This is a genomic window from Xanthomonas sp. WHRI 8393 (assembly GCF_040203315.1).
Classification (GTDB): domain Bacteria; phylum Pseudomonadota; class Gammaproteobacteria; order Xanthomonadales; family Xanthomonadaceae; genus Xanthomonas; species Xanthomonas arboricola.
The window spans coordinates 436086-457396 of the sequence record NZ_JBEGGL010000003.1 but is presented as its reverse complement, the minus strand read 5'-3'; the positions used below and the strand labels follow the sequence as shown (position 1 = coordinate 457396).

General features: G+C 66.7%; 21 protein-coding genes. 15 read left to right on the top strand and 6 right to left on the bottom strand.

Annotated features, from left to right (window positions below):
• Window positions 1-450: 450 nt before the first annotated feature.
• The 8 genes from ABQ137_RS12415 (at window position 451) to ABQ137_RS12380 (ending at window position 9195) form a co-directional block, all read left to right on the top strand.
• Window positions 451-2769, top strand: a complete 2319-nt coding sequence (locus ABQ137_RS12415; protein WP_349782676.1) for a TonB-dependent receptor — start codon at window positions 451-453, stop codon at window positions 2767-2769.
• Between the two features lie 48 nt (window positions 2770-2817).
• Window positions 2818-3504 (top strand): Fe2+-dependent dioxygenase, encoded by a 687-nt coding sequence (locus ABQ137_RS12410; RefSeq protein ID WP_047126919.1) that lies wholly within the window; start codon window positions 2818-2820, stop codon window positions 3502-3504.
• On the top strand, window positions 3497-4255 hold the full coding sequence (locus ABQ137_RS12405; RefSeq protein WP_349782674.1) for a tetratricopeptide repeat protein: 759 nt from the start codon (window positions 3497-3499) through the stop codon (window positions 4253-4255). Before ABQ137_RS12410 ends, ABQ137_RS12405 begins: the two co-directional genes overlap by 8 nt.
• A 7-nt stretch (window positions 4256-4262) precedes the next feature.
• Window positions 4263-4901: a PepSY-associated TM helix domain-containing protein gene (locus ABQ137_RS12400; protein WP_349782672.1), complete on the top strand. Its 639-nt coding sequence runs from the start codon at window positions 4263-4265 to the stop codon at window positions 4899-4901.
• A 22-nt stretch (window positions 4902-4923) separates the two neighbouring features.
• Window positions 4924-5439 (top strand): DUF2271 domain-containing protein, encoded by a 516-nt coding sequence (locus ABQ137_RS12395; protein WP_039519819.1) that lies wholly within the window; start codon window positions 4924-4926, stop codon window positions 5437-5439.
• 171 nt (window positions 5440-5610) lie between these two features.
• On the top strand, window positions 5611-6414 hold the full coding sequence (locus tag ABQ137_RS12390) for a DUF4198 domain-containing protein (RefSeq protein WP_102253727.1): 804 nt from the start codon (window positions 5611-5613) through the stop codon (window positions 6412-6414).
• 67 nt (window positions 6415-6481) lie between these two features.
• Window positions 6482-7456 carry an FAD:protein FMN transferase gene (locus tag ABQ137_RS12385; protein ID WP_349782670.1) on the top strand — a complete coding sequence of 325 codons (975 nt, stop codon included), beginning with the start codon at window positions 6482-6484 and terminating at the stop codon, window positions 7454-7456.
• Window positions 7453-9195, top strand: coding sequence for a flavodoxin domain-containing protein (locus ABQ137_RS12380; protein WP_349782668.1), 1743 nt, complete (start codon window positions 7453-7455; stop codon window positions 9193-9195). The genes ABQ137_RS12385 and ABQ137_RS12380 overlap by 4 nt, the downstream gene beginning before the upstream one ends.
• Before the next feature lie 170 nt (window positions 9196-9365).
• On the opposite strand, the gene xopAW is transcribed toward ABQ137_RS12380, so the two are convergent.
• The 3 genes from xopAW to ABQ137_RS12365 all read right to left on the bottom strand — a co-directional run bounded on the left by xopAW (window position 9366) and on the right by ABQ137_RS12365 (window position 11730).
• Window positions 9366-10031, bottom strand: a complete 666-nt coding sequence (xopAW, locus tag ABQ137_RS12375) for an EF-hand domain-containing protein (RefSeq protein ID WP_184613384.1) — start codon at window positions 10029-10031, stop codon at window positions 9366-9368.
• A gap of 151 nt (window positions 10032-10182) precedes the next feature.
• On the bottom strand, window positions 10183-10995 hold the full coding sequence (locus ABQ137_RS12370) for a HutD/Ves family protein (RefSeq protein ID WP_349782666.1): 813 nt from the start codon (window positions 10993-10995) through the stop codon (window positions 10183-10185).
• A gap of 360 nt (window positions 10996-11355) precedes the next feature.
• Complete coding sequence (locus ABQ137_RS12365; protein ID WP_308409822.1) at window positions 11356-11730, bottom strand: ComEA family DNA-binding protein; 375 nt, start codon at window positions 11728-11730, stop codon at window positions 11356-11358.
• 157 nt (window positions 11731-11887) lie between these two features.
• Between ABQ137_RS12365 and ABQ137_RS12360 the strand changes: the two genes are divergently transcribed.
• The 4 genes from ABQ137_RS12360 to murU all read left to right on the top strand — a co-directional run bounded on the left by ABQ137_RS12360 (window position 11888) and on the right by murU (window position 15608).
• Window positions 11888-13381 carry a M20 family metallopeptidase gene (locus tag ABQ137_RS12360; protein ID WP_349782664.1) on the top strand — a complete coding sequence of 498 codons (1494 nt, stop codon included), beginning with the start codon at window positions 11888-11890 and terminating at the stop codon, window positions 13379-13381.
• Window positions 13382-13550: 169 nt separating this feature from the next.
• The gene (locus tag ABQ137_RS12355; RefSeq protein ID WP_054591453.1) at window positions 13551-13823 is read left to right on the top strand and encodes a GlsB/YeaQ/YmgE family stress response membrane protein; all 273 of its coding nucleotides are present in this window, start codon (window positions 13551-13553) and stop codon (window positions 13821-13823) included.
• 55 nt (window positions 13824-13878) lie between these two features.
• The gene (locus ABQ137_RS12350) at window positions 13879-14901 is read left to right on the top strand and encodes an aminoglycoside phosphotransferase family protein (protein ID WP_349782662.1); all 1023 of its coding nucleotides are present in this window, start codon (window positions 13879-13881) and stop codon (window positions 14899-14901) included.
• Window positions 14898-15608: an N-acetylmuramate alpha-1-phosphate uridylyltransferase MurU gene (murU, locus tag ABQ137_RS12345; protein WP_349782660.1), complete on the top strand. Its 711-nt coding sequence runs from the start codon at window positions 14898-14900 to the stop codon at window positions 15606-15608. Before ABQ137_RS12350 ends, murU begins: the two co-directional genes overlap by 4 nt.
• 381 nt (window positions 15609-15989) lie before the next feature.
• Here murU and hda read toward each other — a convergent pair whose 3' ends face one another.
• From hda to ABQ137_RS12330, 3 genes are read right to left on the bottom strand one after another with little or no spacing between them, the layout of a single operon-like run.
• On the bottom strand, window positions 15990-16700 hold the full coding sequence (gene hda / locus ABQ137_RS12340) for a DnaA regulatory inactivator Hda (RefSeq protein ID WP_245102719.1): 711 nt from the start codon (window positions 16698-16700) through the stop codon (window positions 15990-15992).
• Window positions 16697-17863, bottom strand: coding sequence for an AI-2E family transporter (locus tag ABQ137_RS12335; RefSeq protein ID WP_039813322.1), 1167 nt, complete (start codon window positions 17861-17863; stop codon window positions 16697-16699). Before ABQ137_RS12335 ends, hda begins: the two co-directional genes overlap by 4 nt.
• Window positions 17860-18972 (bottom strand): DUF2066 domain-containing protein, encoded by a 1113-nt coding sequence (locus tag ABQ137_RS12330; RefSeq protein WP_054591457.1) that lies wholly within the window; start codon window positions 18970-18972, stop codon window positions 17860-17862. The genes ABQ137_RS12335 and ABQ137_RS12330 overlap by 4 nt, the downstream gene beginning before the upstream one ends.
• Window positions 18973-18994: 22 nt before the next feature.
• Between ABQ137_RS12330 and purM the strand changes: the two genes are divergently transcribed.
• The 3 genes from purM to purN are packed head-to-tail and all read left to right on the top strand — an operon-like array spanning window position 18995 to window position 21291.
• Entirely contained in the window at window positions 18995-20128 is a 1134-nt protein-coding gene (gene purM, locus ABQ137_RS12325) for a phosphoribosylformylglycinamidine cyclo-ligase (RefSeq protein ID WP_179465435.1), read from the top strand.
• A 14-nt stretch (window positions 20129-20142) separates the two neighbouring features.
• Complete coding sequence (locus ABQ137_RS12320; protein WP_024938747.1) at window positions 20143-20601, top strand: hypothetical protein; 459 nt, start codon at window positions 20143-20145, stop codon at window positions 20599-20601.
• 36 nt (window positions 20602-20637) lie between these two features.
• Window positions 20638-21291 (top strand): phosphoribosylglycinamide formyltransferase, encoded by a 654-nt coding sequence (purN, locus tag ABQ137_RS12315; protein ID WP_349782657.1) that lies wholly within the window; start codon window positions 20638-20640, stop codon window positions 21289-21291.
• Window positions 21292-21311 lie beyond the last annotated feature (20 nt).

The following is a 21311-nucleotide window of genomic DNA, read 5'->3' as shown; positions in this document are numbered from 1 at the left end:
AAAAGGACGCGCTGCCACGCCAGCGAGCTCGACCAGTCGTGCAAGCGACACCTCGGCCCGCCAGCAGGCGCAAACCCGCGCGGTTCCCCATGCAAGCCCGCATCGATCGCCGCACTGGCCTGACACCTCAGGCGGCGCGATTGCCCGGCGCATGGCGCCAGCCGACAAAGATTGCAAAGAAGAATGATTTGCATTTAAGATCGCAGCCCTTCAGGCCTTCTTAACAACTGGCCTGCCCTGCGATCCCCATGCGCCCAGCTCTGCTCGACACTTTTTTCCCGATCCTGCCCCGCATGCGCCTTGCTGCGCAGCGCCTGTGCGTGTCCGGGGACTGGTCCGGCCGACTGGCCGCCTCCGGCTAGCGGGCACGCGTTCCCCGATCCGCTTCCCATCCCGCATCCGCCGAGCCATCGCCAGGCCGGAGCCTCTCTTTCTTCTTCGAGACGCCTCATGACTCCCAGGATTTCCCCGCTCACTTCGGCCGTGTTGCTGACGCTGTCCGCTCCTGCCCTCGCCCAGCCTGGCGATGCGCCGGCGCCTCCGGGCGCGGTCGATCTGGACGCCATCCGGGTGCAGCAGGAACGCGCGCAGAAACCGTCCTCGCCCAAGTACACCGAGGTGCTGCGCGACACGCCGCAGACGATCACCGTAGTGACCAAGCAGACCATGGACCAGCAGAACCTGCTGTCGCTGCGCGATGTGCTGAGCACCCTGCCCGGCATCACCTTCGGCGCCGGCGAAGGCGGCGGTGGCTATGGCGACAGCATCAACCTGCGCGGCTTCACCGCCAGCAGCGACATCACCACCGATGGCGTGCGCGACAGTGCGCAGTACAGCCGCAGCGACACCTTCAACCTGGAAGCGGTGGAGCTGATCAACGGCGCCAACTCGGCCATGTCAGGCGCCGGCTCGGTCGGCGGCAACATCAATCTGGTCACCAAGACCGCCGGCCAGGGCGACTTCACCCACGTCGTGGTCGGTGGCGGCAGCGACCGCTATGGCCGGCTGACTGCCGACAGCAATTACGACTTCGAAAACGGCACCGCCGTGCGCCTGAACGCGATGGGCCACACCCAGGACGTGCCGGGGCGCGACGAGGAGTTCCGTCATCGCTGGGGCTTTGCGCCGTCTGTGGCGTTCGGCCTGGGCTCGGATACCCGCTTCACCCTGAGCTACCTGCACCAGCACGACAACAACCTGCCGCAGTACGGCGTGCCGTTCGCACTCAGCCCGTTCAACGACGGCCCGCTGCCGGGCGTGGACCCGGAGACCTTCTTCGGTTACCGCAATACCTCGCGTCAGGAAATCGACGTGGACATGCTGACCGGCGTGCTGGAAATGGATTTCGACGACAACGTCAAACTGCGCAGCCTGGCGCGCGTGCAGCGCGTCGACCAGACCACCAATGCCACCGCACCGCAGGGCACATGGTGCCTGCCCAACGGCACCGACCCGTACACCGGCCGCGCCTGCGTCGGCCAACCGGCGGCCAGCTGGAACCCCAACAGCGGCCCGCGCGGCCTGGTCCGCGAGACGGAAAACTTCATCGCGCACAGCCAGACCGACCTGACCGCCACCTTGCATACCGGCGCCATCGAGCACCGTGTGGTCGCAGGCGTGGCCTTCAGCAAGGAAGACTTCGAACTCAATAGCGGCACCACCTTCCGCAAGGCCGATGGCTCCACCACCGGCATCACCTACCCGGTGCAGTCCTTCGACAATCCGTACAACATCTGGACCGGACCGCAGAATTACTTCCGCACCGGGCGCAGCAAGGGCAGCCTGACCAATCAGGCGGTGTACCTGTTCGACACGCTGCAGTTCAACGAACAGTGGATGCTCAACCTGGGCGGCCGCTACGAGCACAACGAAGGCGACAGCACCACCTACACCGTCAACGCTGCCGGCAACGTCACCGGTGTGAGCGCGGGCTTCCCGGCTGGCAGCGAAGAGGACCTGTTCTCGTATCGCGCCGGCCTGGTGTTCAAGCCGGCCGAGAACGCCAGCCTGTATCTGTCCTACGCCAACAGCAAGACACCGTCCAAGGCCTCGGTCAACGGCTCGTGCACGCCGATCGCCACGGCCACCGCCGGCGCCAACTGCAATGTCGAGCCGGAGACGGCGGTCAACATCGAACTGGGCGGCAAGTGGGACGTGCTGGACCAGCGTCTGGCACTGACCGCTGCGCTGTTCCGCAACGAGCGCGAAAACTACAAGGTCAACAGCGGCGATCCGCTGATCCCCGAGCAGGTGCTGGATGGCAAGGCACGGGTGGACGGCATCGCGCTCGGCGCCGCCGGTTACCTGACCGACCGCTGGTCGATCTTCGCCAACTACACCTTCCTGGACAGCGAAGTGCTGCAGAGCGTGTCCAACCGCACCGAGAGCCTCACCGGCGACCCGGTGGCCGGACGCGACCTGGTGCAGACCCCGCGCAATGCCGGCAACATCTGGACCACCTATACGCTCAATCAGTGGACCTTCGGCTACGGCGTCACCTATCAGGGCGGTTTCTATCCCAACAACGCCTCGGCCGCGGCCTATCGCAAGACCGACGACTACTGGGTGCACCGCGCGATGGTCGGCCTGCGCGTCAACGACTGGCTCAGCCTGCAGTTGAACGTCAACAACCTGTTCGACGAGGAGTACTACACCAGCGTGCGCAACAACCTCACCGTCAATGCGGCCGGCACCGTCACCGCCGGCAGTGGCTGGGCACTTCCGGGCGAAGGCCGCTCGGCGGTGTTGAGCGCCACCTTCAGTTTCTGACCCAATGACACGCCGCCCGCACGACGCGGGCGGCGTGGAGACCACCGCATGTTGCTGCCCATTCCCGATGTGCTCAGCCCCGCCCAGCTCGCCGAGCTGCGCGCGCGGCTGGACGCGGCCGACTGGGCGGACGGCCGCATCACCGCCGGCCATCAGTCGGCGCAGGCCAAGGACAACGCACAACTGCCCGAAGACAGCGCCGTCGCACGCGAGGCCAGCGCGCTGGTGCTGGACGCACTCTCGCGCAGCAGCACGTTCTTTTCGGCGGTCTTGCCGCGGCGCATCTATCCGCCGCTGTTCAATCGCTACAGCGGCGGGCAATCGTTCGGCTACCACGTCGACAACGCGATCCGCTACGACCGCAGTCGCGGCGGCGCAGATCCCGTGCGCACCGATGTCTCCGCTACCTTGTTTCTCAGCGACCCGGACAGCTACGACGGCGGCGAGCTGGTGATCGAAGACACCTACGGCACGCAGTCGGTGAAGCTGCCGGCCGGGCACCTGGTGATCTATCCCGGCACCAGCCTGCATCGGGTGATGCCGGTGACCCGCGGCGCGCGTGTCGCCTGTTTCTTCTGGACCCAAAGCATGCTGCGCGACGATGCGCAGCGTCGCCTGCTGTTCGAACTGGATGTGTCGATCCGGCGGCTCACCCAGGACACCCCTGGCCATCCGTCGCTGATCCAGCTCACCGGCGTGTATCACAACCTGTTGCGGCAATGGGCCGATGTCTGAGCCCGCACTGGACCCGGCGCAGCTGATCGAGCTGCTGCACACGCACCCCGATCGCGCGGTCGCGCTGCTACGCAAGGCCGCCGAGCGCCAGGATCTGGCCGCGCAACTGCTGCTCGCCCAGCTCTACGCCGAAGGCCGCGGCATCCCCGCCGATCCGGCCATGGCGATGCTGTGGTACGAGGTCGCCGCCAATGCCGGGCATGCGGAAGCGATGAGCCAGTTGGGGCGCTGCCACGAACTGGGCTTCGGCACCGCGTGCAATGAGGTGCTGGCGGCGCTGTGGTACCGCCGCGCCGCCGAGCATGGGCTGGATTGGGGCATGTACAACCTCGCCCATCTGTACGGCTCCGGCCGCGGCGTGGCGCAGGACCACGCGCAGGCGTTGGCGCTGTATCGCACCGCCGCCGAACGCGGACATGCCAAATCGATGAACTTCGTGGCGCGCTATCTCGACCAGGGCCTGGCCTGCGCTGCCGATCCGGTCGCCGCGCGCCACTGGTACCGACGTTCCGCCGAAGCCGGCGATTTCCGCGGCCAGGCCGGTTACGCGACCTTGCTCGCAGACGCCGGCGACATCGATCAGGCCGAGCGATGGATGCGCCGTGCGATCGCCGGCGGGCATGCCGGCTTCCTGCAACAACTCACGCCATTGCTGGCGGGTGCAACGCAGCCACGTCTGCGCGCGTTGCTGGGCGAAGTGGCCGCGCGGCAATCTTACCTGCAGCCGTCGCTTGCGGCGGGTGTGGCCTGAGCGCGCCATGGCGACCTCCAACGACACTCTTGCCACCACCCAGCAACGCCGCGGTTTCTGGCTGCGCATGCTGCATCAATGGCATTGGATCAGTTCGGCGCTGTGCCTGATCGGCATGCTGCTGTTCGCCATCACCGGGCTGACCTTGAACCATGCCGCGCGCATCGAAGCCAGCCCCTCGACCGAACACCGCACGCTCACGCTGCCGCCGGCCCTGCTCAAGTCCCTGGGCAGCCGCGAGGACGGCGATGCCCCGCTGCCGCCACGCGTGGCGCAATGGCTGGGGCGTGAGCTGGATATCAGCATCGGCACGCGTGCCGGCGAATGGTCGGCCGACGAGGTGTATTTGGCGCTGCCGCGTCCTGGCGGCGATGCCTGGCTGAGCCTGGACCGCGGCACCGGCGCGATCGAATACGAGCGTACCGGGCGCGGCGCCATCGCCTATCTCAACGATCTGCACAAGGGACGCAATGCCGGGCCGGCCTGGGGCTGGTTCATCGACGTGTTCGCCATCGCCTGCCTGGTGTTCTGCATCACCGGGCTGTTCCTGCTGCATCTGCATGCGCGCCAGCGCCGCATGACCTGGCCATTGGTCGGCCTGGGTCTGCTGATTCCGTTGCTGCTCGCCCTGCTGTTGATCCACTGACTTTTTCCTACCGGAGACGATCATGCGCGCCACCCTGACCATCGCCCTGAGCGGCCTGCTCGCCATGCCGGCATACGCCGCCACGCTCGACATCAACGTCGAGATCCCCAAGCTCAACGTCGCCGAATATCACCGCCCATACGTGGCGATCTGGCTGGAAGGTGCGGACCAGAAGGTCGCCGCCAATCTGGCGGTCTGGTATCAATCCAAGGACACCGCCGAAGGCCACGGCACCAAGTGGCTGCCGGACCTGCGCCAGTGGTGGCGCAAGAGCGGGCGCACCCTCGAGGTGCCGGTCGACGGCGTCACCGGCCCCACCCGTCCGGCCGGCGCGCATGCGTTGTCGTTCTCCGACACCAAGGGCGCGTTGAAGTCGCTGCCGCCCGGCCAGTACACGCTGGTGGTGGAAGCCGCGCGCGAGGTCGGCGGCCGCGAGCTGGTCAAGGTGCCCTTTACCTGGCCGGCAAAGTCTGCGCAGACCGCCAAGGCCAGCGGCAGCAGCGAGCTCGGCGCCATCAGCCTGGTCGCAAAACCCTGAGCATTGCCTGCTGATGGCGGCCGCGCGCAGCACACGCGGCCGGCCACGGCGCAGCTGCGCAATGCATCGCGTTGCCAGACACATTCGCTTCCCACGCATCCACGCAGCGCCATACCTGCGCGCTGATCAGACACGTGACCCACTGTCCTCATCGTCCTTCAAGGAGTTGTCATGAAACGTTCGCTCGTCCTGATCGCCATGCTCGCCGCACTGCCGCTCAGCGCACTCGCCCACAAGGCCTGGTTGCTGCCGTCGCAGACCGTCATCGCCGGTGAGGCGCCGTGGATCACCGTGGATGCAGCGGTGTCCAACGACCTGTTCTACTTCAACCACGTGCCGCTGCGCCTGGACAACCTGAGCATCACCGCGCCCGATGGCAGCGCGCTCAAGCCGGAAAATCCGGCCACCGGCAAGTACCGCAGCGTGTTCGACCTGCAGCTCACCCAGCCGGGCACCTACAAGCTGAGCATCGTCAACGCCGGCCTGTTCGCCAGCTGGAAGGAAGACGGCAAGCCCAAGCGCTGGCGTGGCGACGAAACCCGCTTCGCCACCGAGGTGCCGAAGAACGCGCAGGATCTACAGGTCTCGCAGTCCTTCAATCGGGTGGAGACCTTCGTCACCCGCGGTGCGCCGACCACCACGGTCTTCAAGCCCGCCGGCAAGGGCATCGAGTTGATTCCGGTGACCCATCCCAACGATCTGGTTGCCGGCGAAGCGGCACAATTCACGCTGCAGCTGGATGGCAAACCGGCCGCCGGGCTGGAGATCGAGATCGTGCGCGGCGGCACCCGCTATCGCGATGCGCAGAACGAGATCAAGCTCAAAACCGATGCCAAGGGCGGCTTCAGCGTGACCTGGCCGGAGCCGGGCATGTACTGGCTGGAAACCACCACCGAAGACACCAAGACCTCGCTGCCGCAGGCCAAGCAGCGCCGCCTGGGCTATGTCGCCACCCTGGAAGTATTGCCGCAGTAATCTGCCGGCACGCGGCAGGAGCGCACACAGCGTGCATCCTGCCGCCCCATCCTCATAAGACCCGTCCATGCCCGCATCGTCTTCCGCCGACCACGCCATTGCCACGCTCGGCGGCCGCAGCATGGGCACCACCTGGAGCGTGAAGCTGGTGGCGCCGCGCGGACGCGATCTGCACCCCTTGCATGCGTGCATCCAGGCCGCGCTGGATCGCGTGGTCGCGCAGATGAGTACCTGGGAGGCCGATTCGGATATCAGCCGTTACAACCGCGCACCGGCGGGCAGCTGGCATCACCTGCCCGACGAATTCCACGCAGTGCTGAGCGCAGCATTGGAGACCGCACAGGCCAGCGAGGGTGCCTTCGATCCCACGGTTGGCCCGATGGTCGAGCTATGGGGCTTCGGCGCCGCCGGCACGCGCCGGCGTGTGCCGGAAGCGCAGGCGATCGCATTGGCGAGCCTGCGTTGCGGCTGGCAACGCCTGCAGCTGGATGGCAGGCGTGTGCTGCAGCCGGGCGCAGCGGCGCTGGATCTGTCCGGCATCGCCAAGGGCTTCGGTGTGGACTGCGTGCATCGCGCATTGCTGCAGTCGGGTATCGACAGTGCATTGATCGAGGTCGGCGGCGAATTGTTCGGCTACGGACGCAAGCCCGATGCCAGCGCGTGGCGCGTGCTGGTCGAATCCGCCCCCGACGAAGATGCCGGCAGCGCGCTGCCACCACGCGTGCTGGTGCTGGACGGCCTGGCGGTCGCCACCTCCGGCGATCGCTGGCACCGCTTCGATGCCGATGGCACACGCTACACGCACACCTTCGACCCACGCACCGGCGCGCCCGTTCCGCATGCCCCTGCGGCGGTCACCGTACTCGCGCCCGATGCGATGCAGGCCGATGCCTGGGCCACCGCGATGACCGTGCTTGGCGTTGATGCCGGTCTTGCCCATGCACGCAAGGCGGACCTGGCCGTGCGATTCCTTGCACGCAAGGACGGCATCCTGCTCGAATCCATGAGCCCGGCATTCGAACGCCACCTGTCCGCGTCATGAGCAACACCACCTCACGCGTGTGGCTGGGCAACGGGCTCGCTCTGCTGGCGCTTGCGGTCATCGTCGGCTGGCTGGCCGGCCTGCATGAGGGCGCATGGTGGAGCCCACCCACGCCGCATCGCTGGCAACTGGCAGCGCTCGGCCTGGCAATGTATCTGGGCCTGTGCGCGGTCGTGCTGCTGCGTGCCCGCAAGCGCGTCGGCGCACAACGCGCAGACGCCAGCGGCGTGTTGATCGTCTGGGCAAGCCAGACCGGATTTGCGCGTGAGCTGGCGCAACGCAGCGTTGCCGCGCTGCAATCGGCCGGCGTCGGTGCGCATGCGCTGCCGATCGAAGCCGTCGATAGCGATCAACTCGCACGCGTGCCGCGGCTGCTGTGCATCGTCAGCACCACCGGCGAAGGCGATGCGCCCGACCATGCGCAGGCCGCTGAGCGCGCCTGGCGTGCCGACCACGCACAGGATCTGACGGCGGTGCAGTACGCAGTGCTGGCGCTTGGCGACCGTGGTTACGCGCACTACTGCGCGTTCGGCCGACGCCTCGACGATCGCCTGCAGGCGCGCGGCGCCACTCGCCTGTTTGAACGCATCGAGGTCGATAACGCTGACCCCAACGCCCTGCAGCACTGGCAACGCCGTCTGGCGGAACTGGCGCCCGCACTCGCGACGCAACCCGACTGGAGCCTGCCCACCTACACCACCTGGCAGCTATGCGAACGTGTCCACGTCAATCCCGGCAGTGCGGGTGCGCCGATTTACCGGCTGCGCCTGACGCCATGCGATGGCGCGTTGCCGCAGTGGAGCGCAGGCGATATCGCGGAGATCGCACCGCGTCACGCCCCGGATGCGGTGGAGTCCTGGCTGCGGCGTAACCACTACGATGGCGCGCAGCAGATCGACAGCCGCCGCCTGCGCGACTGGCTCGGCGGCGCACAACTTCCCATCGATGCCGATGCCGCTTTCGGTATCGATGTGGGTGCCGGTGCCAGCCCCGATGCGGAAGCGGAAGCAGAAGCCGGAGTCAAAAGCGACCGAGGTGTGGGTGCGAATACAGGTGCGACTACAGGCAGAGCTAGAACTGCAGGCGACAGTTCCACAATGGACGCAGAAGCAATGGTGCGCCGCCTGGTCACCCTGCCCCATCGCGACTATTCGCTCGCATCCATTCCCGAGGAAGGCCATGCAGAACTGCTGGTACGCGAGCATCGGCACGCCGACGGCAGCCTGGGGCTGGGTAGCGGCTGGCTCTGCGTCCATGCACCGATCGGCGCAGCCATCGCGCTGCGCCTGCGCAGCAACCCCGGCTTCCACCCGCCCGCACCCGACCAGCCGATGCTGCTGATCGGCAATGGCACCGGCATCGCCGGTCTGCGCGCGCATCTGCGTGCACGCATCGCAGCCGGCGCGCGGCGCAACTGGCTGCTGTTCGGCGAACGCAATGCCGCGCACGACGCGCTGTATGCCGACGAGTTGCAGCAGTGGCATCAGGACGGCTGGATCGAGCGCCTGGATCTTGTCTACTCGCGCGATCAACCACAGCCACCGCATTACGTCCAACACGCGCTGGCCGCGGCCGCCGATCGCCTGCGTCATTGGATTGATCAAGGTGCCTGCATCTACGTCTGCGGCAGTCTGCGCGGCATGGCACCCGAACTCGACCGCACGCTGGATTGCATCCTCGGAGCCGATGTCAGACAGGAACTGCTGGGCAGCGGGCGCTATCGCCGCGACGTGTACTGAACCATCGCACGCGGCACCGCCAAAAGCGCTCAACAAAGCGATTACGCAGACACTCACAGCGCGTCTGCTGCTGAAATCCGCAACATCCCTGCTTGCGGTGGCTGCGCGCTAGACGCACCGGCTGATCCAGGACCGCGCTCCGGCTTCCCCATTCTCTCTCGATCACCGCATTACGCTGCCAGATCGACCAGATTGCTCGTTGTCGCGCTGCCGCCAATGCTGCGGTACTGCCCCACGGCCATCTGCACCAACGCTGCATACGCCTGCTGTGTGCCGTCGCTGCTGGATGCATCGGCCGATGACGGCGGTCGCGGTGGCGGATCGCGCGGCTGCATCGCCTCCTGCAGCTCCTGCAGACTCAACGCCCCGCTCTTGTCGCTGTCGAGCAGGTCCAGCAGCTGCGTGCTCGACGCACTGTCGCCATTGACCAGCGTGCTCAATTCACCGCTGCTGACACTGTCGTCGCCATCGCTGTCCAGGCCGGCAAACAAGGACTGCACATCCTGTCCTTGCTCACCCGGCGGTGGCGGAGGCGGCGGCAAGGCCTGCGCCAGTTCGCTCTCGCTGACGGTGCCGCCACCATCCTGATCGAGCATGCTCAGCAGCCCGTCGATGTCGATCTTGCTGTCGTCATCGCTATTGGACGACAGCGCGGTCGATAGCTCGGACGCGGTCAGGCTGCCATCGCTGTCGCTATCGATGGATTTGAACAACTGCGTCAGCGGATTGGTTTTTTCCGCCTGTGCGGCGGATGCGGCGTTGCCGGTGGTCGCACTGCGGCTTGCATAGGACGGGTAGGCGGCATAGCCGGCTCCGACCGAGCTGATGGTACTCATGGTTTCCCCCTGGAATTGCCGGAACCACTCCCGGCGCCTGCACTGTTCCCTAGCCAGTTGGCACAGCGATGCCGTCGCTTGTCTGCGTTGACACGAATGCATCCGGGCGCGTGCCAGGAGGCGCGCCCTGCTCGCAGATACGTGAAAGGCCCTAGACCGGGCTCACCCGGATCGCCAGCAGCTCGCCGCCGCCGTCGAGCACATGGCGCGTGCGTGTGGAGGCGCTCAGCCACGCGGTATCGCCGGCAGCCAGCGGTGGCAGGCCACTCTCGCGCCCGAAGCTGGCCTGGCCTGCCAGCAGGTGGATCGCCCAGGCGCTGCGCGGGTCGGCGAAAAACAGCATGGTGCCGACCAGCGGCCGGTGCAGCAGTTCGGTCTGCAGCCGATCGCGCCGCCACATCAGGTTGAAATCCTGGGTTGGCCCGTCGAGCAGCGTGGCATGTACCGTTTCCTCGCCTGCAAATCGGACGCGCTGGTGCGGCGGCAGCAACTCGCAGCTGCGATGATTGCTGCCAGGAACGTCGGCAGCGGCGCCGGCGGCATGGTCGCCCTGGTCAGCGCCACTGGCCTTATTGCCATTGCAATTGCAATTGCCATTGCCACTGCCGCTATCGCTTTTGCTGACGCCGCCGCTAGTAGCCGTGCCGATGCCAATGCCTGCATCGGTGCCTGTGCTGGTGTCGTTGCCTGTGCTTGTGTCGGTGTCGCTGACCCTACCGCTGACAGCATCGCCAAACTGCAGCCGCATGCCATTGCCGTGCAACAGCACCAGCTCGCGATCGATGCCCGGGAACGCGGAAAACGCCGCATCCTGCTCGATCTCGGCAATCGACAGGCGTAGCGACCACGCATCGGCGTCGCCGAGGCGCAGGATCTCGCGCGTCCAGCCCAGTTGATTGCGCCACCGCTCGCGGCGGTACTCGGTGGCCGGAATCACCCGGCTGCTCAGGTCTGTCAGCTGCATGGGCGCATTGTGCCGCAAGCGCGGCGCCAAGCCGTCATGCGGTGCTTCAGGGCTACTGAAGTGCCTGAGCCTCAATGCCAAGTTTCAACTCGAGGGTGTGGCCGATACCCACGAAGCGGCGGGTGCCTCACGGAGTGAGTAGCGCTTCATGCGGAGGGCGCTGGTTTCCCGCAGTCATCGATGCTTGCGTGCGCTCGCAACCCACGCGGACCCAAAACGAAAAACGCCCGGCTGCACATCCAAGTGCAACACCGGGCGATTCCACGTCCTTGTCGGCTTCCAGCCATCCCCCAGACATCCTGTCCAGTTAGGTTGCGGCCACGCATCCTCGCGTCGAACCGTATCTCGGATCCTTTCCCGTTAACGCCGTCCCACCGGTTTCACCGCCGCCCCCTTGGCAGCCTTCTTGGCGGGAGCCATCGTGGCTCCCACTTCGATCAGGTCTCGATTCCGTTCGACCGTCTTGAGTCCGATGCCCTTGACCAGTGCCAGTTCCTCGGCACTCTTGAAGGGACCGTTTGCCTGTCGGTGCTCGACGATTGCCTCGGCTTTTGATCGCCCGACGTTCGTCAGCACCTTGTCCAATTCCTCAGCAGACGCGGTGTTGATATCGACCTTGTCGAGTGCATACGCATTCGAGGACAACAGCAACACCAGTAGCAGGGACTTCAGGGCTACGGTAAATGACTTCATTGCAACGCTCCTTGTGGCTTGGGTGATTGTCCTAGCCAGCATTCCTGCCGGCCGAGCCAGTGTCCCGCGCCACATGCAGCAATCCTATCGCCAACGAACTTTTCACACAGCCGGTGAACTGCGCGCCGCCTTGTAGGGAAATACCTACCCCCAGGCACGGGCGTAGAATGTGCCGTTACGTCACGTATTCGGAGCCTCCATGGACAGCGCCAAGATCGACCAATTCATCAGCGACACCTGGGACCGCGAGATCGTCCCGCAATTGGTCGATTACATCCGCATCCCCAATAAATCGCCGATGTTCGACGCCGATTGGGTCGCGCACGGCTATATGGAGCAGGCGGTCACCCTGATGGAAACCTGGGCGCGCGCGCAGGCCATCGAGGGCATGCAGGTCGAGGTGGTGCGCCTGGAAGGCCGCACGCCGTTGATCTTCATCGAGATTCCGGCAACCGGTGTCGAATCGGGCGACGACACCGTGCTGCTGTACGGCCACCTGGACAAGCAGCCGGAGATGACCGGCTGGGACGCCGACCTCGGCCCATGGGAGCCGGTGCTGCGCGACGACAAGCTGTACGGGCGCGGTGGCGCCGACGATGGTTACGCGATCTTCGGTTCGCTGGCGGCGGTACTGGCGCTGCGCACCCAGGGCCTGCCGCATGCACGCTGCGTGGTGCTGATCGAGGCCTGCGAGGAATCCGGCAGCTACGACCTGCCGGCCTACGTCGACCATCTGGCCGCACGCATCGGCAAGCCATCGCTGGTGGTGTGCCTGGATTCGGGCTGCGGCAACTATGAGCAGCTGTGGTGCACCACCTCGCTGCGCGGGCTGACCGGCGGCAACCTGAGCGTGAAGGTGCTGGAGGAAGGCGTGCATTCGGGCGATGCCTCCGGCGTGGTGCCGTCCAGCTTCCGCCTGCTGCGCCAGTTGCTGTCGCGGATCGAGGACGAAGCCAGCGGTCGCATCCTGCTGGACGGACTGCATGTGCAGGTGCCGGCCGAACGGCTGGCGCAGGCCAAGGCCGCGGCGGCGACGCTGGATACCGCCATCTTCGACAAGTTCCCGATGGTCGAGGGCCTGGTGCCGATGCACGACGACCTTACCGAGCTGGTATTGAACCGCACCTGGCGCCCGGCGTTGTCGATCACCGGTGTGGATGGCATGCCGCCGCTGGCGTCGGCCGGCAACGTGCTGCGTCCGCAGACCGCGGTGAAGCTGTCGCTGCGTCTGCCGCCAACCGCCGACGGCAAGGCCTGTGGCGAACTGCTGAAAGAGGCCTTGCTGCGCGACCCACCCAACGGCGCACAGGTGACGCTGGAACTGGAAAAGGCCTCGTCGGGCTGGAATGCGCCCGAGATGGCGCCATGGCTGGCAAAAGCCATCGACGACGCCAGCCTGGCGTTCTTCGACAAGCCGGCGATGTACATGGGCGAAGGCGGCTCGATCCCGTTCATGGGCATGCTGGGCGAGAAGTTTCCTGGCGCACAGTTCATGATCACCGGCGTGCTCGGCCCGCATTCCAATGCGCATGGCCCCAACGAGTTCCTGCACATCCCGATGGGCAAGCGGGTCACGGCCTGCGTGTCCAAGGTGATCGCCGAGCACCACGCCGCCTGCCTGCGAGGCGAGACCAGCGGCTCGCCGGTGGTGGCCGACAGCGGCACCCGTCATGGCGGGCATGGCTGCTGCTGATTGACCCCTGGACCGCCCCGCGCATGCCGGGGCGGCCCAGGGGCATTGCCGTGCGCTGCGGCACGCGCATGGACATAACCCCAACGCCTTCGTCGCAGTCGGTGCTGCCCATGTGGTTGCCGCGGCGGCGAATGCTAGTCTGCCGCTCCCACTTCCCTCGGTGCCTGCGATGAACAATCTCTTCGGTAGCGACAGCTGGCTTTACATCATTCTGGTCGGCTTCGTGGTCGGGCTGCTTGCCCGTTTCATCACGCCCGGCACGCAGCGGCTGGGTTGCCTGCTGACCATCGTGCTGGGCATCGCCGGTGCATTGGTGGCCAGCTGGTTCGGCCGTTACATGGGCTGGTACCACGCTGGCGAACCGGCCGGTTTCCTCGGCGCGTTGCTGGGTGCGATCGCGATCCTGGCGCTGCTGCGGCTGTTCAGCGGCAGCAAGCGTTGATCGACCCGGCGTCGCTGCCGACCTGGCGCCTCACTTCACGACACAGCATTCACCCATGACGTCATCGTTGACTCCCGATACCGCGCGCGCTGCGCTTCGTCTGCAATGGGCGCGGCAGGCGTTGAACGACCCTGAGGTCACGCTGCAGCGTGCCTCGGTCGATGCGGGATTCCGCAGTTACTGGCGTACCCAAGGACGCGGCGTGGACCGCATCCTGATGGATGCGCCACCTGCATTGGAAAACGTGGCGCCCTGGTTGCGCATGCACGCTCTGCTCGGCACCCACGGCGTGCGCGTGCCGCAGGTGCTTGCGCAGGATCTTGAAACCGGCTTCCTGCTGCTGGAAGACCTGGGCGTGCCGACCCTGGCGCAGGTGCTGACCGACGCCAATGCCGACGCGTTGCTGGATGCTGCGATCAGCCAGTTGCTGCTGCTGCAGCGCATTGCGCCGCCTGCTGACAGCGGCGTGTTCGGCGAGGCGCTGCTGCAACGCGATGCAGGCCTGTTCGAAGAATGGTTTCTTGGTCGCCACCTGGGCCTGCAGCTGGATTGCGGCCAGGCCGAACAACTGCAGTTGGTGCAGCGCCGCTTGATGGACAACGCACTGGCGCAGCCGCGCGTCTTTACCCACCGCGATTTCATGCCGCGCAATCTGATGCCGGTCGGCGACGGGCCGGCGGTGCTGGATTTCCAGGATTGCGTGATCGGGCCGATCGCCTACGACCCGATCAGTTTGTTCAAGGACACCTCGGTGAGTTGGCCGCTGGCGCGCGTGGATGGCTGGCTGGAGCGCTACCACGCGCGTGCCGCAGCGGCCGGATTGCCGGTGCCGCCGCTGGCGCAATTCCTGCGCGATGCGGACTGGATGGGCGTGCAGCGGCACCTGAAGAATCTCGGCATCTTCTCCCGCCTGAGCCATCGCGACGGCAAGCACTGGTATCTGGATAACGTGCCGCGTTTCATCGTCTATCTGGACGAGGTGTTGCCGCGTCATCCCGAGCTTGCGCCACTGATCGGCCTGCTGGAAGACCTGATCAAACCTGCCCTGGCGGCACGCTCCGCACAGGTCGGCGCATGAAGGCACTGATCTTCGCCGCCGGTTTCGGCGAGCGCATGCGTCCGTTGACCGAGCGCACGCCCAAGCCCCTGCTGTCGGTCGGCGGCACACCGCTGATCGTCTGGCATCTGCGCAAGCTGGCCGCGCTGGGCGTGGACGAGGTGGTGATCAATACCTCGTGGCTGGCCGAGCAGTTTCCACAGGGACTGGGCGATGGCAGCGCGTTCGGGCTGCGGCTGACGTACTCCTTCGAGGGCGCCACCCCGCTGGAAACCGGCGGCGGCATGTTGCATGCGTTGCCGTTGCTGGGCGAGGCCCCGTTTCTGCTGGTCAACGGCGATATCTGGACCGATTTCGATTTTGCGCAGCTGTCGGTTGCGCCGGCGGGCCTGGCGCAGTTGGTGCTGGTCGATCAACCCGCCTATGCGGCGCGCGCAGACTTTGCGCTGGATGCCGATGGCAAGGTGCGCGCAGATCTGCCCGCGACGCTGACCTACGCCGGCATCGGCATGTATCGACCGGCGTTGCTGCGCGATTGGCAGTCGGTCATCGGCCAGCTCCCAGAGCACCCCGGCACCGCGCCGCGCTTCGCGCTGGCGCCGATCCTGCGCGCGCAGATGGCATCAGGCCTGATCGATGGTATCCACCATGCCGGGCGCTGGACCGATGTCGGCACGCCGCAGCGATTGGCGGAGCTGGATGCCCGGTTGCTGCGCGACGGCGGCTGATCGCAACCACGCCGCTGCAAATGCCTGGCCGCGCGTCGCGCATTGCTAGAACTCCAAACACCGACCATCTCGCCGGACTTGCAGCCAAACCGCCGGCGCCGCTCCTGCTCTTGTCCATGCGCACCGACCATCCCGACAGGTCCTTGCCCGCCTACCGTCGCGGGACCTTGAGCGGCATGGATGCCGCGCCAGAGCCCACAAGGACGTACTTGCGGCGTGTCCTGCGATGGTGGGCAGGCAAGGGCCACGCAGCCAACCCGCAGATCAGCTGCTCTACAAGCTTCAGGCGATGTGCCTCGAATGCCCGGACACGGCGATAGATGTGCAGATGAGAAGCGCTAAGCAACCTGCGCCTACCTAGCGCTGAGCGCAGTAATTCCGTCAGCCGCTCGAAGAGCCGCGATCCTCCAGCACCCGCCGCAGGAACGGCACGGTGATGCGGCGCTTGGCAGCCAGCGATTCGCGATCCAGCCGGTCCAGCAATGCCACCAGTCCTGCCAGTTCGCGTTCGCTATGGGTCAGCAGCCAGTCGATTGCCGCCTCGTCCAGTGCCAGTCCGCGCCGTTGCGCACGATCGCGCAACACCGCCGCGCGCCCTGCGTCGTCGAGCACCGGCAGGCTGATGCGGACGCATTGCGACAGCCGCGAGCGCAGATCCGGCAATACCAAGGCCAGGCCGTCGGGCATGTGCCGCGCGGTGTACAGCAAGGTGGTGCCGGCAGCGCGCGCGCGGTTGTGGAAATCGAACAGCGCCACTTCGTCGTCGCGCTGCCCGGCAATGCTTTCCACGCCGTCCAGTGCGACCAGGCTGCGCCCTTCCAGCGCTTCCAGCGCATCGCGCAACCGGCCAGTGGCAGCATGCAGAGGCAGGTACGCTGGGGCGCGCCCGGCCTGCTCGGCGGCGGCGCACAACGACAGCGCCAGATGCGTCTTGCCGGTGCCGGCGGGGCCGGCCAGATACAGCCAGTCGCTCACCTGCCCGACTGCCAACGCCTGCAGCTGCGACAGCAGGCCGTCGGGCGCAGCGATGTAACTATCGAATCGCTGATCGGGCGGCGCGCGTAGCGCCAGTGGCAACTGCGGAACGCTCACAGCCGATCGGTGTCCTTGCTTGGGTCGATGATCACGCTGCGCTCGTTGGTGGACTGCAACACGATGCCGGCACGTTCGCCCGCATACAGATCGCTGCGCGTGTACTGCTCATGCGCATAGCGCAGCAGCACATTGGCCACCGCCGCCACCGGCAGCGCCAGCAGCATGCCGAGGAAGCCGAACAACTGGCCGCCCGCCATCACCGCGAAGATCACCGCCACCGGATGCAGGCCGATCTTGTCGCCGACGATGCGCGGCGTCAGCACATAGCTTTCCAGCAGCTGGCCGACGGTGAACACCACCCCGACGCCAATCAGCAGCTTCAGGTCGAAGCCCTGCGCCTGCACCACCGCCGCCAGCAGGGCGAGCACGATACCGGTGGTGGCGCCCAGATACGGAATGAAGCTGATCAGGCCGGCGATGATGCCGATCAACAGGCCCAGATTGAGCCCGATGATGGACAGGCCGGCGGCGTAGATCGCCCCCAGCGCCAGCATCACCAGGAACTGGCCGCGGATGAAGCCACCCAGCACGTCGTTGGATTCCTGCGCCAGCCGGCTCACGGTGCCGATGTAGGCGCGCGGAATGACCGCGGCCACACGCTCGACCAGGCGGTCCCAGTCGCGCAGGAAATAGAACGCCAGGATCGGCAGCAACGCCAGGTTGATCACCCAGGTCACCATCGCAAAACCCGACCGCTGCACGTAGCCGAAGAAGGTCTTGGCGGCGCCGCCGGCCTGCTCCCAGTGGCTGCGGATCCAGTCGATCAGGCGCTCCGGGTCCAGCCAGCCCATCAGCTCCACGCCGGTCTTAGCTTCCAGCCACGGGATCGCGGTACTGATCGCCCAGGCACGCATCTGCGGCAGCGCGTCGATCAGGGTCATGATCTGGCGCTCGATCATCGGCACCAGGATCATCAGTGCCAGCACGAAGAGTAGCAGCGCCAGCACGAATACCAGCACCACCGCGATGTTGCGGGAGCGGCCGGCGCGCTCGATACGGTCCACCAGCGGGTCGCCCAGCCAGGCCAGCAGCAGCGCCAGCACGAACGGCGTCAGGATCGGCGACAGCAGCGATACCACCCACAGCACGCCGACAGTCACCGCCACCCATTTCAGGCGACGCAGAAACAGGGCGATCTCGGCTTCGGGAGTCAAAGTCATTTCAGGCGGTACTCGGCGTGCTCGTTTTCGAGAATGATCGGGCCCTCGGTCGGCACCGACACGGGCACCAACGGGCTGTTGTCGCCGAGCATACGGTTGAGGCCGGAAATGCCCGTGAGCAATTCCAGGTCCACTTCCATGCGGTCGCCATTGGCGCTGACCGGGCGGATGCTGCGCACCACCGAAACGCCCTGCAATGCGGCAGAGACGCGCAGGTAATCGTCGGCGCTGCCGATCCCGGTGATCACCGCGCGGTAAACCCCGGGCACCCCCGAATCCACCCGCTTGGCGTAGCGCTTGACCAGCGCATCGGCCGCGCCGTCGGCACCGGCAGCCATCGCGCGACGCGCGTCGGCGTCGCTGCTGGTCCAGCTGGACAGCACGTTGCCGTTGTCGACGAAGACCCAGTCGGCGGTCCAGCCGGCGTCATTGCGGTAGAGCTTGCCGATCAACTGCATCGGCGGGCTGTACTTGGCCGAGGCGCGTGCCACCGTGGCGGTGTCCTTGCGCCAGATCGCGCCGGCCAGCACCTGCTCGGCGGCCGCACCGCCGGGCAGGCCGAGCCGGTAGCCGCGCTCGATCGCCCGGTCCAGCACGCTGCGCGCGGCATTGGCCTGCGCCACGCCGACCAGGCGCGGGCCGCTGCCGTCGTCGATGGCCAGCCACAGCACCGGCTTGGGCCGCGGCAGCGGCCACACCGGCAGACCCAGCGCGGCGATCAGGCCATCCACGTCAGATTGCCGGAAGCGCGCCACCAGCACGGTGCGGAAGGTCGGCGCGCCGGTGCGCGAGGTGCCCTGGTCCTGACGGTAGTCGTAGTTTTCGACATAGCCCGGCGCGCCGCGCAATGCCTGCGAGACGCCGGGGCGGCTCATCACGCCGCGGTCGCCGGAGACCTTGCCCAGCACCGCGCCCAGCGCGCGCGCCAGCGCACCGGGGCGATCGGACTCGCTCTGGCTGTTGACCGGCACTTCGGCCTCGTAGGCACTTTGCGCCTTGGCGACGTCGCCTTCGGTGCGTAGATCGGCCTGCGCAAAGGCTGGCGCGAGGGGCATGGCGACCACGAGGGCGAGAAAGAAAGCGAGACTGCGGCGCATCGACGGTTCCATGACGTAAGCGTATCCGGGTGAATTGTTGCCCGAATGGGACGCCAGCGCCAACGTGGCTGCTAAAATCGCCGCCTTTACAGCCGAGCCCTCCCCGCCCGTGACCAGCCCAACGCCTTCCAATCCCTCGCCCATGACCTACCGTGAGGCAGGTGTCGACATCGATGCCGGCAATGCATTGGTCGAACGTATCAAGCCGCTGGTCAAGCGCAGCTTCCGGCCGGAGGTGATGGGCGGCCTGGGTGGTTTTGGCGCCTTGTTCGACCTGTCCGGCAAGTACCGGGAGCCGGTGCTGGTGTCCGGCACCGACGGCGTCGGTACCAAGCTCAAGCTGGCGCAGCAGCTGGGACGGCACGACACCATCGGCATCGACTTGGTCGGCATGTGCGTCAACGACGTGCTGGTGCAGGGCGCCGAGCCGTTGTTCTTCTTAGATTATTTCGCCACCGGCAAGCTGGACGTGGACACCGCCGCGGCGGTGGTCGGCGGCATCGCGCGCGGCTGCGAGCTGTCCGGCTGCGCCCTGATCGGCGGCGAAACCGCCGAGATGCCCGACATGTATCCGCCGGGCGAGTACGACCTGGCCGGCTTCACCGTCGGCGCGGTGGAAAAATCGCAGCTGCTGGACGGCGCGCAGGTGCGCGCGGGCGATGTGTTGATCGGCATCGCCTCGTCCGGCCCGCATTCCAATGGCTACTCGCTGATCCGCAAGATCTACGAACGTGCCGGCTCACCGGCCGAGCTGGTGCTGGACGACGGCGTCAAGCTGATCGATGCGCTGATGGCGCCCACCGCGCTGTACGTCAAGCCGATCCTGGCGCTGCTCAAGTCGCAGGGCGACAGCATCCACGCCATGGCGCACATCACCGGCGGCGGGCTGACCGAAAACATCATCCGGGTGATCCCCGACGGCCTGGGCCTGGACATCGACGCCAAGGCCTGGACGCTGCCGCCGGTGTTCGCCTGGCTGCAGCGCGAAGGCGCGGTGGCCGATGCCGAAATGTGGCGCACCTTCAACTGCGGCATCGGCTTCGTGCTGATCGCCGCCCCCGAGCAGGCTGCCGCGCTGGAACAGGCGCTGGATGCGCAGTCGCTGGCGCATTGGCGCATCGGCCAGGTGGTCCCGGCACAGGGCGACGAGCGCGTGCGGATCGGTTGATCGAGGAGAGCTGCATGGACGCTTCCCCACGCGCACTGCCGGCATCGGCCAGCGCTGACGATCTCCAGCACCTGAAACTGCTGTCGGTCTTTCACTATGTGCTGGCCGCGATCACTGCGCTGTTTTCGCTTTTCCCGTTGATCCATCTGTTCATGGGCATTGCAATCATCACCGGGCACCTGCCCATGACACATGCCAGTGCGGACGCACCATCGATGGATCCGCGATTGTTCGGCTGGTTCTTCGTGGTGTTCGCGGCTGTGTTCATTGGCTGCGGCCTGACGCTGGCGGCGTTCATGGCCTACGCGGGCCGCTGCATTGCCCAGCGCAGACGGCATCTGCTGTGCCTGATCGTGGCCGGCATTTCCTGCTCCTTCATGCCGTTCGGTACCGTCGTCGGCGTGTTTACGCTGGTGGTGCTGCTGCGCCCGCAGGTCAAGGCCTTGTTCGCGCCGACCGCCACCGCCGCGTGACGCGCCCTGCCCCATGACTTCAGCGAATCCAGCCCCATGAGCCTGCGTCTGGCCGTCCTGGCCTCCGGCCGTGGCAGCAACCTGCAGGCCATCCTCGATGCCATCGGCAGCGGCCGGCTGCCGGCCGCGGTCGTCGGCGTGTTTTCCGACCGCCCGCAGGCGCCGGCACTGCACAAGGTCGATGAGGCATTGCGCTGGAGCGCCAGCCCGCGCGACTTTGCCGACCGTGCGGCCTTCGACGCTGCGCTGGGCGATGCAATCGCCGCCGCGCAGCCGGACTGGGTGATCTGCGCCGGCTACATGCGCATCCTCGGCGAGCCGCTGGTGCGTCGCTTTGCCGGGCGCATGCTCAACATCCACCCCTCGCTGCTACCCAAATACCGCGGCCTGCATACCCATGCCCGCGCACTGGAAGCCGGCGATACCGAACATGGCGCCAGCGTGCACCTGGTGGTGCCGGAGCTGGATGCCGGCACGGTGATCGCGCAGGCGCACGTGCCGGTGCTGCCCGGCGACAGCGCCGAGCAGCTGGCCGCGCGCGTGCTGGCGCGCGAACACCCGCTGCTGCTGGCCACGCTGGACCTGCTCGCCAGTGGGCGCGTGGAGGTGCGTGGCGATGGCGTCCATATCGACGGTCAGTGCCTGTTTACGCCACTGCGACTAGAGTCCGCTGACACCGCCTTCGCCTGAATGCGGATACGCCCTCCTCA

What these genes read in the sequence shown, in the direction of transcription:
- ABQ137_RS12380 (WP_349782668.1), top strand. Translation starts at nt 7,453, where the DNA reads ATGAGCAACACCACCTCACGCGTGTGGCTGGGCAACGGGCTCGCTCTG.
- ABQ137_RS12330 (WP_054591457.1), bottom strand. Translation starts at nt 18,972, where the DNA reads ATGGAACCGTCGATGCGCCGCAGTCTCGCTTTCTTTCTCGCCCTCGTG.
- ABQ137_RS12355 (WP_054591453.1), top strand. Translation starts at nt 13,551, where the DNA reads ATGAACAATCTCTTCGGTAGCGACAGCTGGCTTTACATCATTCTGGTC.
- ABQ137_RS12320 (WP_024938747.1), top strand. Translation starts at nt 20,143, where the DNA reads ATGGACGCTTCCCCACGCGCACTGCCGGCATCGGCCAGCGCTGACGAT.
- ABQ137_RS12365 (WP_308409822.1), bottom strand. Translation starts at nt 11,730, where the DNA reads ATGCTGGCTAGGACAATCACCCAAGCCACAAGGAGCGTTGCAATGAAG.
- ABQ137_RS12390 (WP_102253727.1), top strand. Translation starts at nt 5,611, where the DNA reads ATGAAACGTTCGCTCGTCCTGATCGCCATGCTCGCCGCACTGCCGCTC.
- ABQ137_RS12360 (WP_349782664.1), top strand. Translation starts at nt 11,888, where the DNA reads ATGGACAGCGCCAAGATCGACCAATTCATCAGCGACACCTGGGACCGC.
- ABQ137_RS12410 (WP_047126919.1), top strand. Translation starts at nt 2,818, where the DNA reads ATGTTGCTGCCCATTCCCGATGTGCTCAGCCCCGCCCAGCTCGCCGAG.
- purN (WP_349782657.1), top strand. Translation starts at nt 20,638, where the DNA reads ATGAGCCTGCGTCTGGCCGTCCTGGCCTCCGGCCGTGGCAGCAACCTG.
- ABQ137_RS12385 (WP_349782670.1), top strand. Translation starts at nt 6,482, where the DNA reads ATGCCCGCATCGTCTTCCGCCGACCACGCCATTGCCACGCTCGGCGGC.
- ABQ137_RS12400 (WP_349782672.1), top strand. Translation starts at nt 4,263, where the DNA reads ATGGCGACCTCCAACGACACTCTTGCCACCACCCAGCAACGCCGCGGT.
- ABQ137_RS12350 (WP_349782662.1), top strand. Translation starts at nt 13,879, where the DNA reads ATGACGTCATCGTTGACTCCCGATACCGCGCGCGCTGCGCTTCGTCTG.
- ABQ137_RS12395 (WP_039519819.1), top strand. Translation starts at nt 4,924, where the DNA reads ATGCGCGCCACCCTGACCATCGCCCTGAGCGGCCTGCTCGCCATGCCG.
- ABQ137_RS12415 (WP_349782676.1), top strand. Translation starts at nt 451, where the DNA reads ATGACTCCCAGGATTTCCCCGCTCACTTCGGCCGTGTTGCTGACGCTG.
- xopAW (WP_184613384.1), bottom strand. Translation starts at nt 10,031, where the DNA reads ATGAGTACCATCAGCTCGGTCGGAGCCGGCTATGCCGCCTACCCGTCC.
- murU (WP_349782660.1), top strand. Translation starts at nt 14,898, where the DNA reads ATGAAGGCACTGATCTTCGCCGCCGGTTTCGGCGAGCGCATGCGTCCG.
- ABQ137_RS12335 (WP_039813322.1), bottom strand. Translation starts at nt 17,863, where the DNA reads ATGACTTTGACTCCCGAAGCCGAGATCGCCCTGTTTCTGCGTCGCCTG.
- ABQ137_RS12405 (WP_349782674.1), top strand. Translation starts at nt 3,497, where the DNA reads ATGTCTGAGCCCGCACTGGACCCGGCGCAGCTGATCGAGCTGCTGCAC.
- ABQ137_RS12370 (WP_349782666.1), bottom strand. Translation starts at nt 10,995, where the DNA reads ATGCAGCTGACAGACCTGAGCAGCCGGGTGATTCCGGCCACCGAGTAC.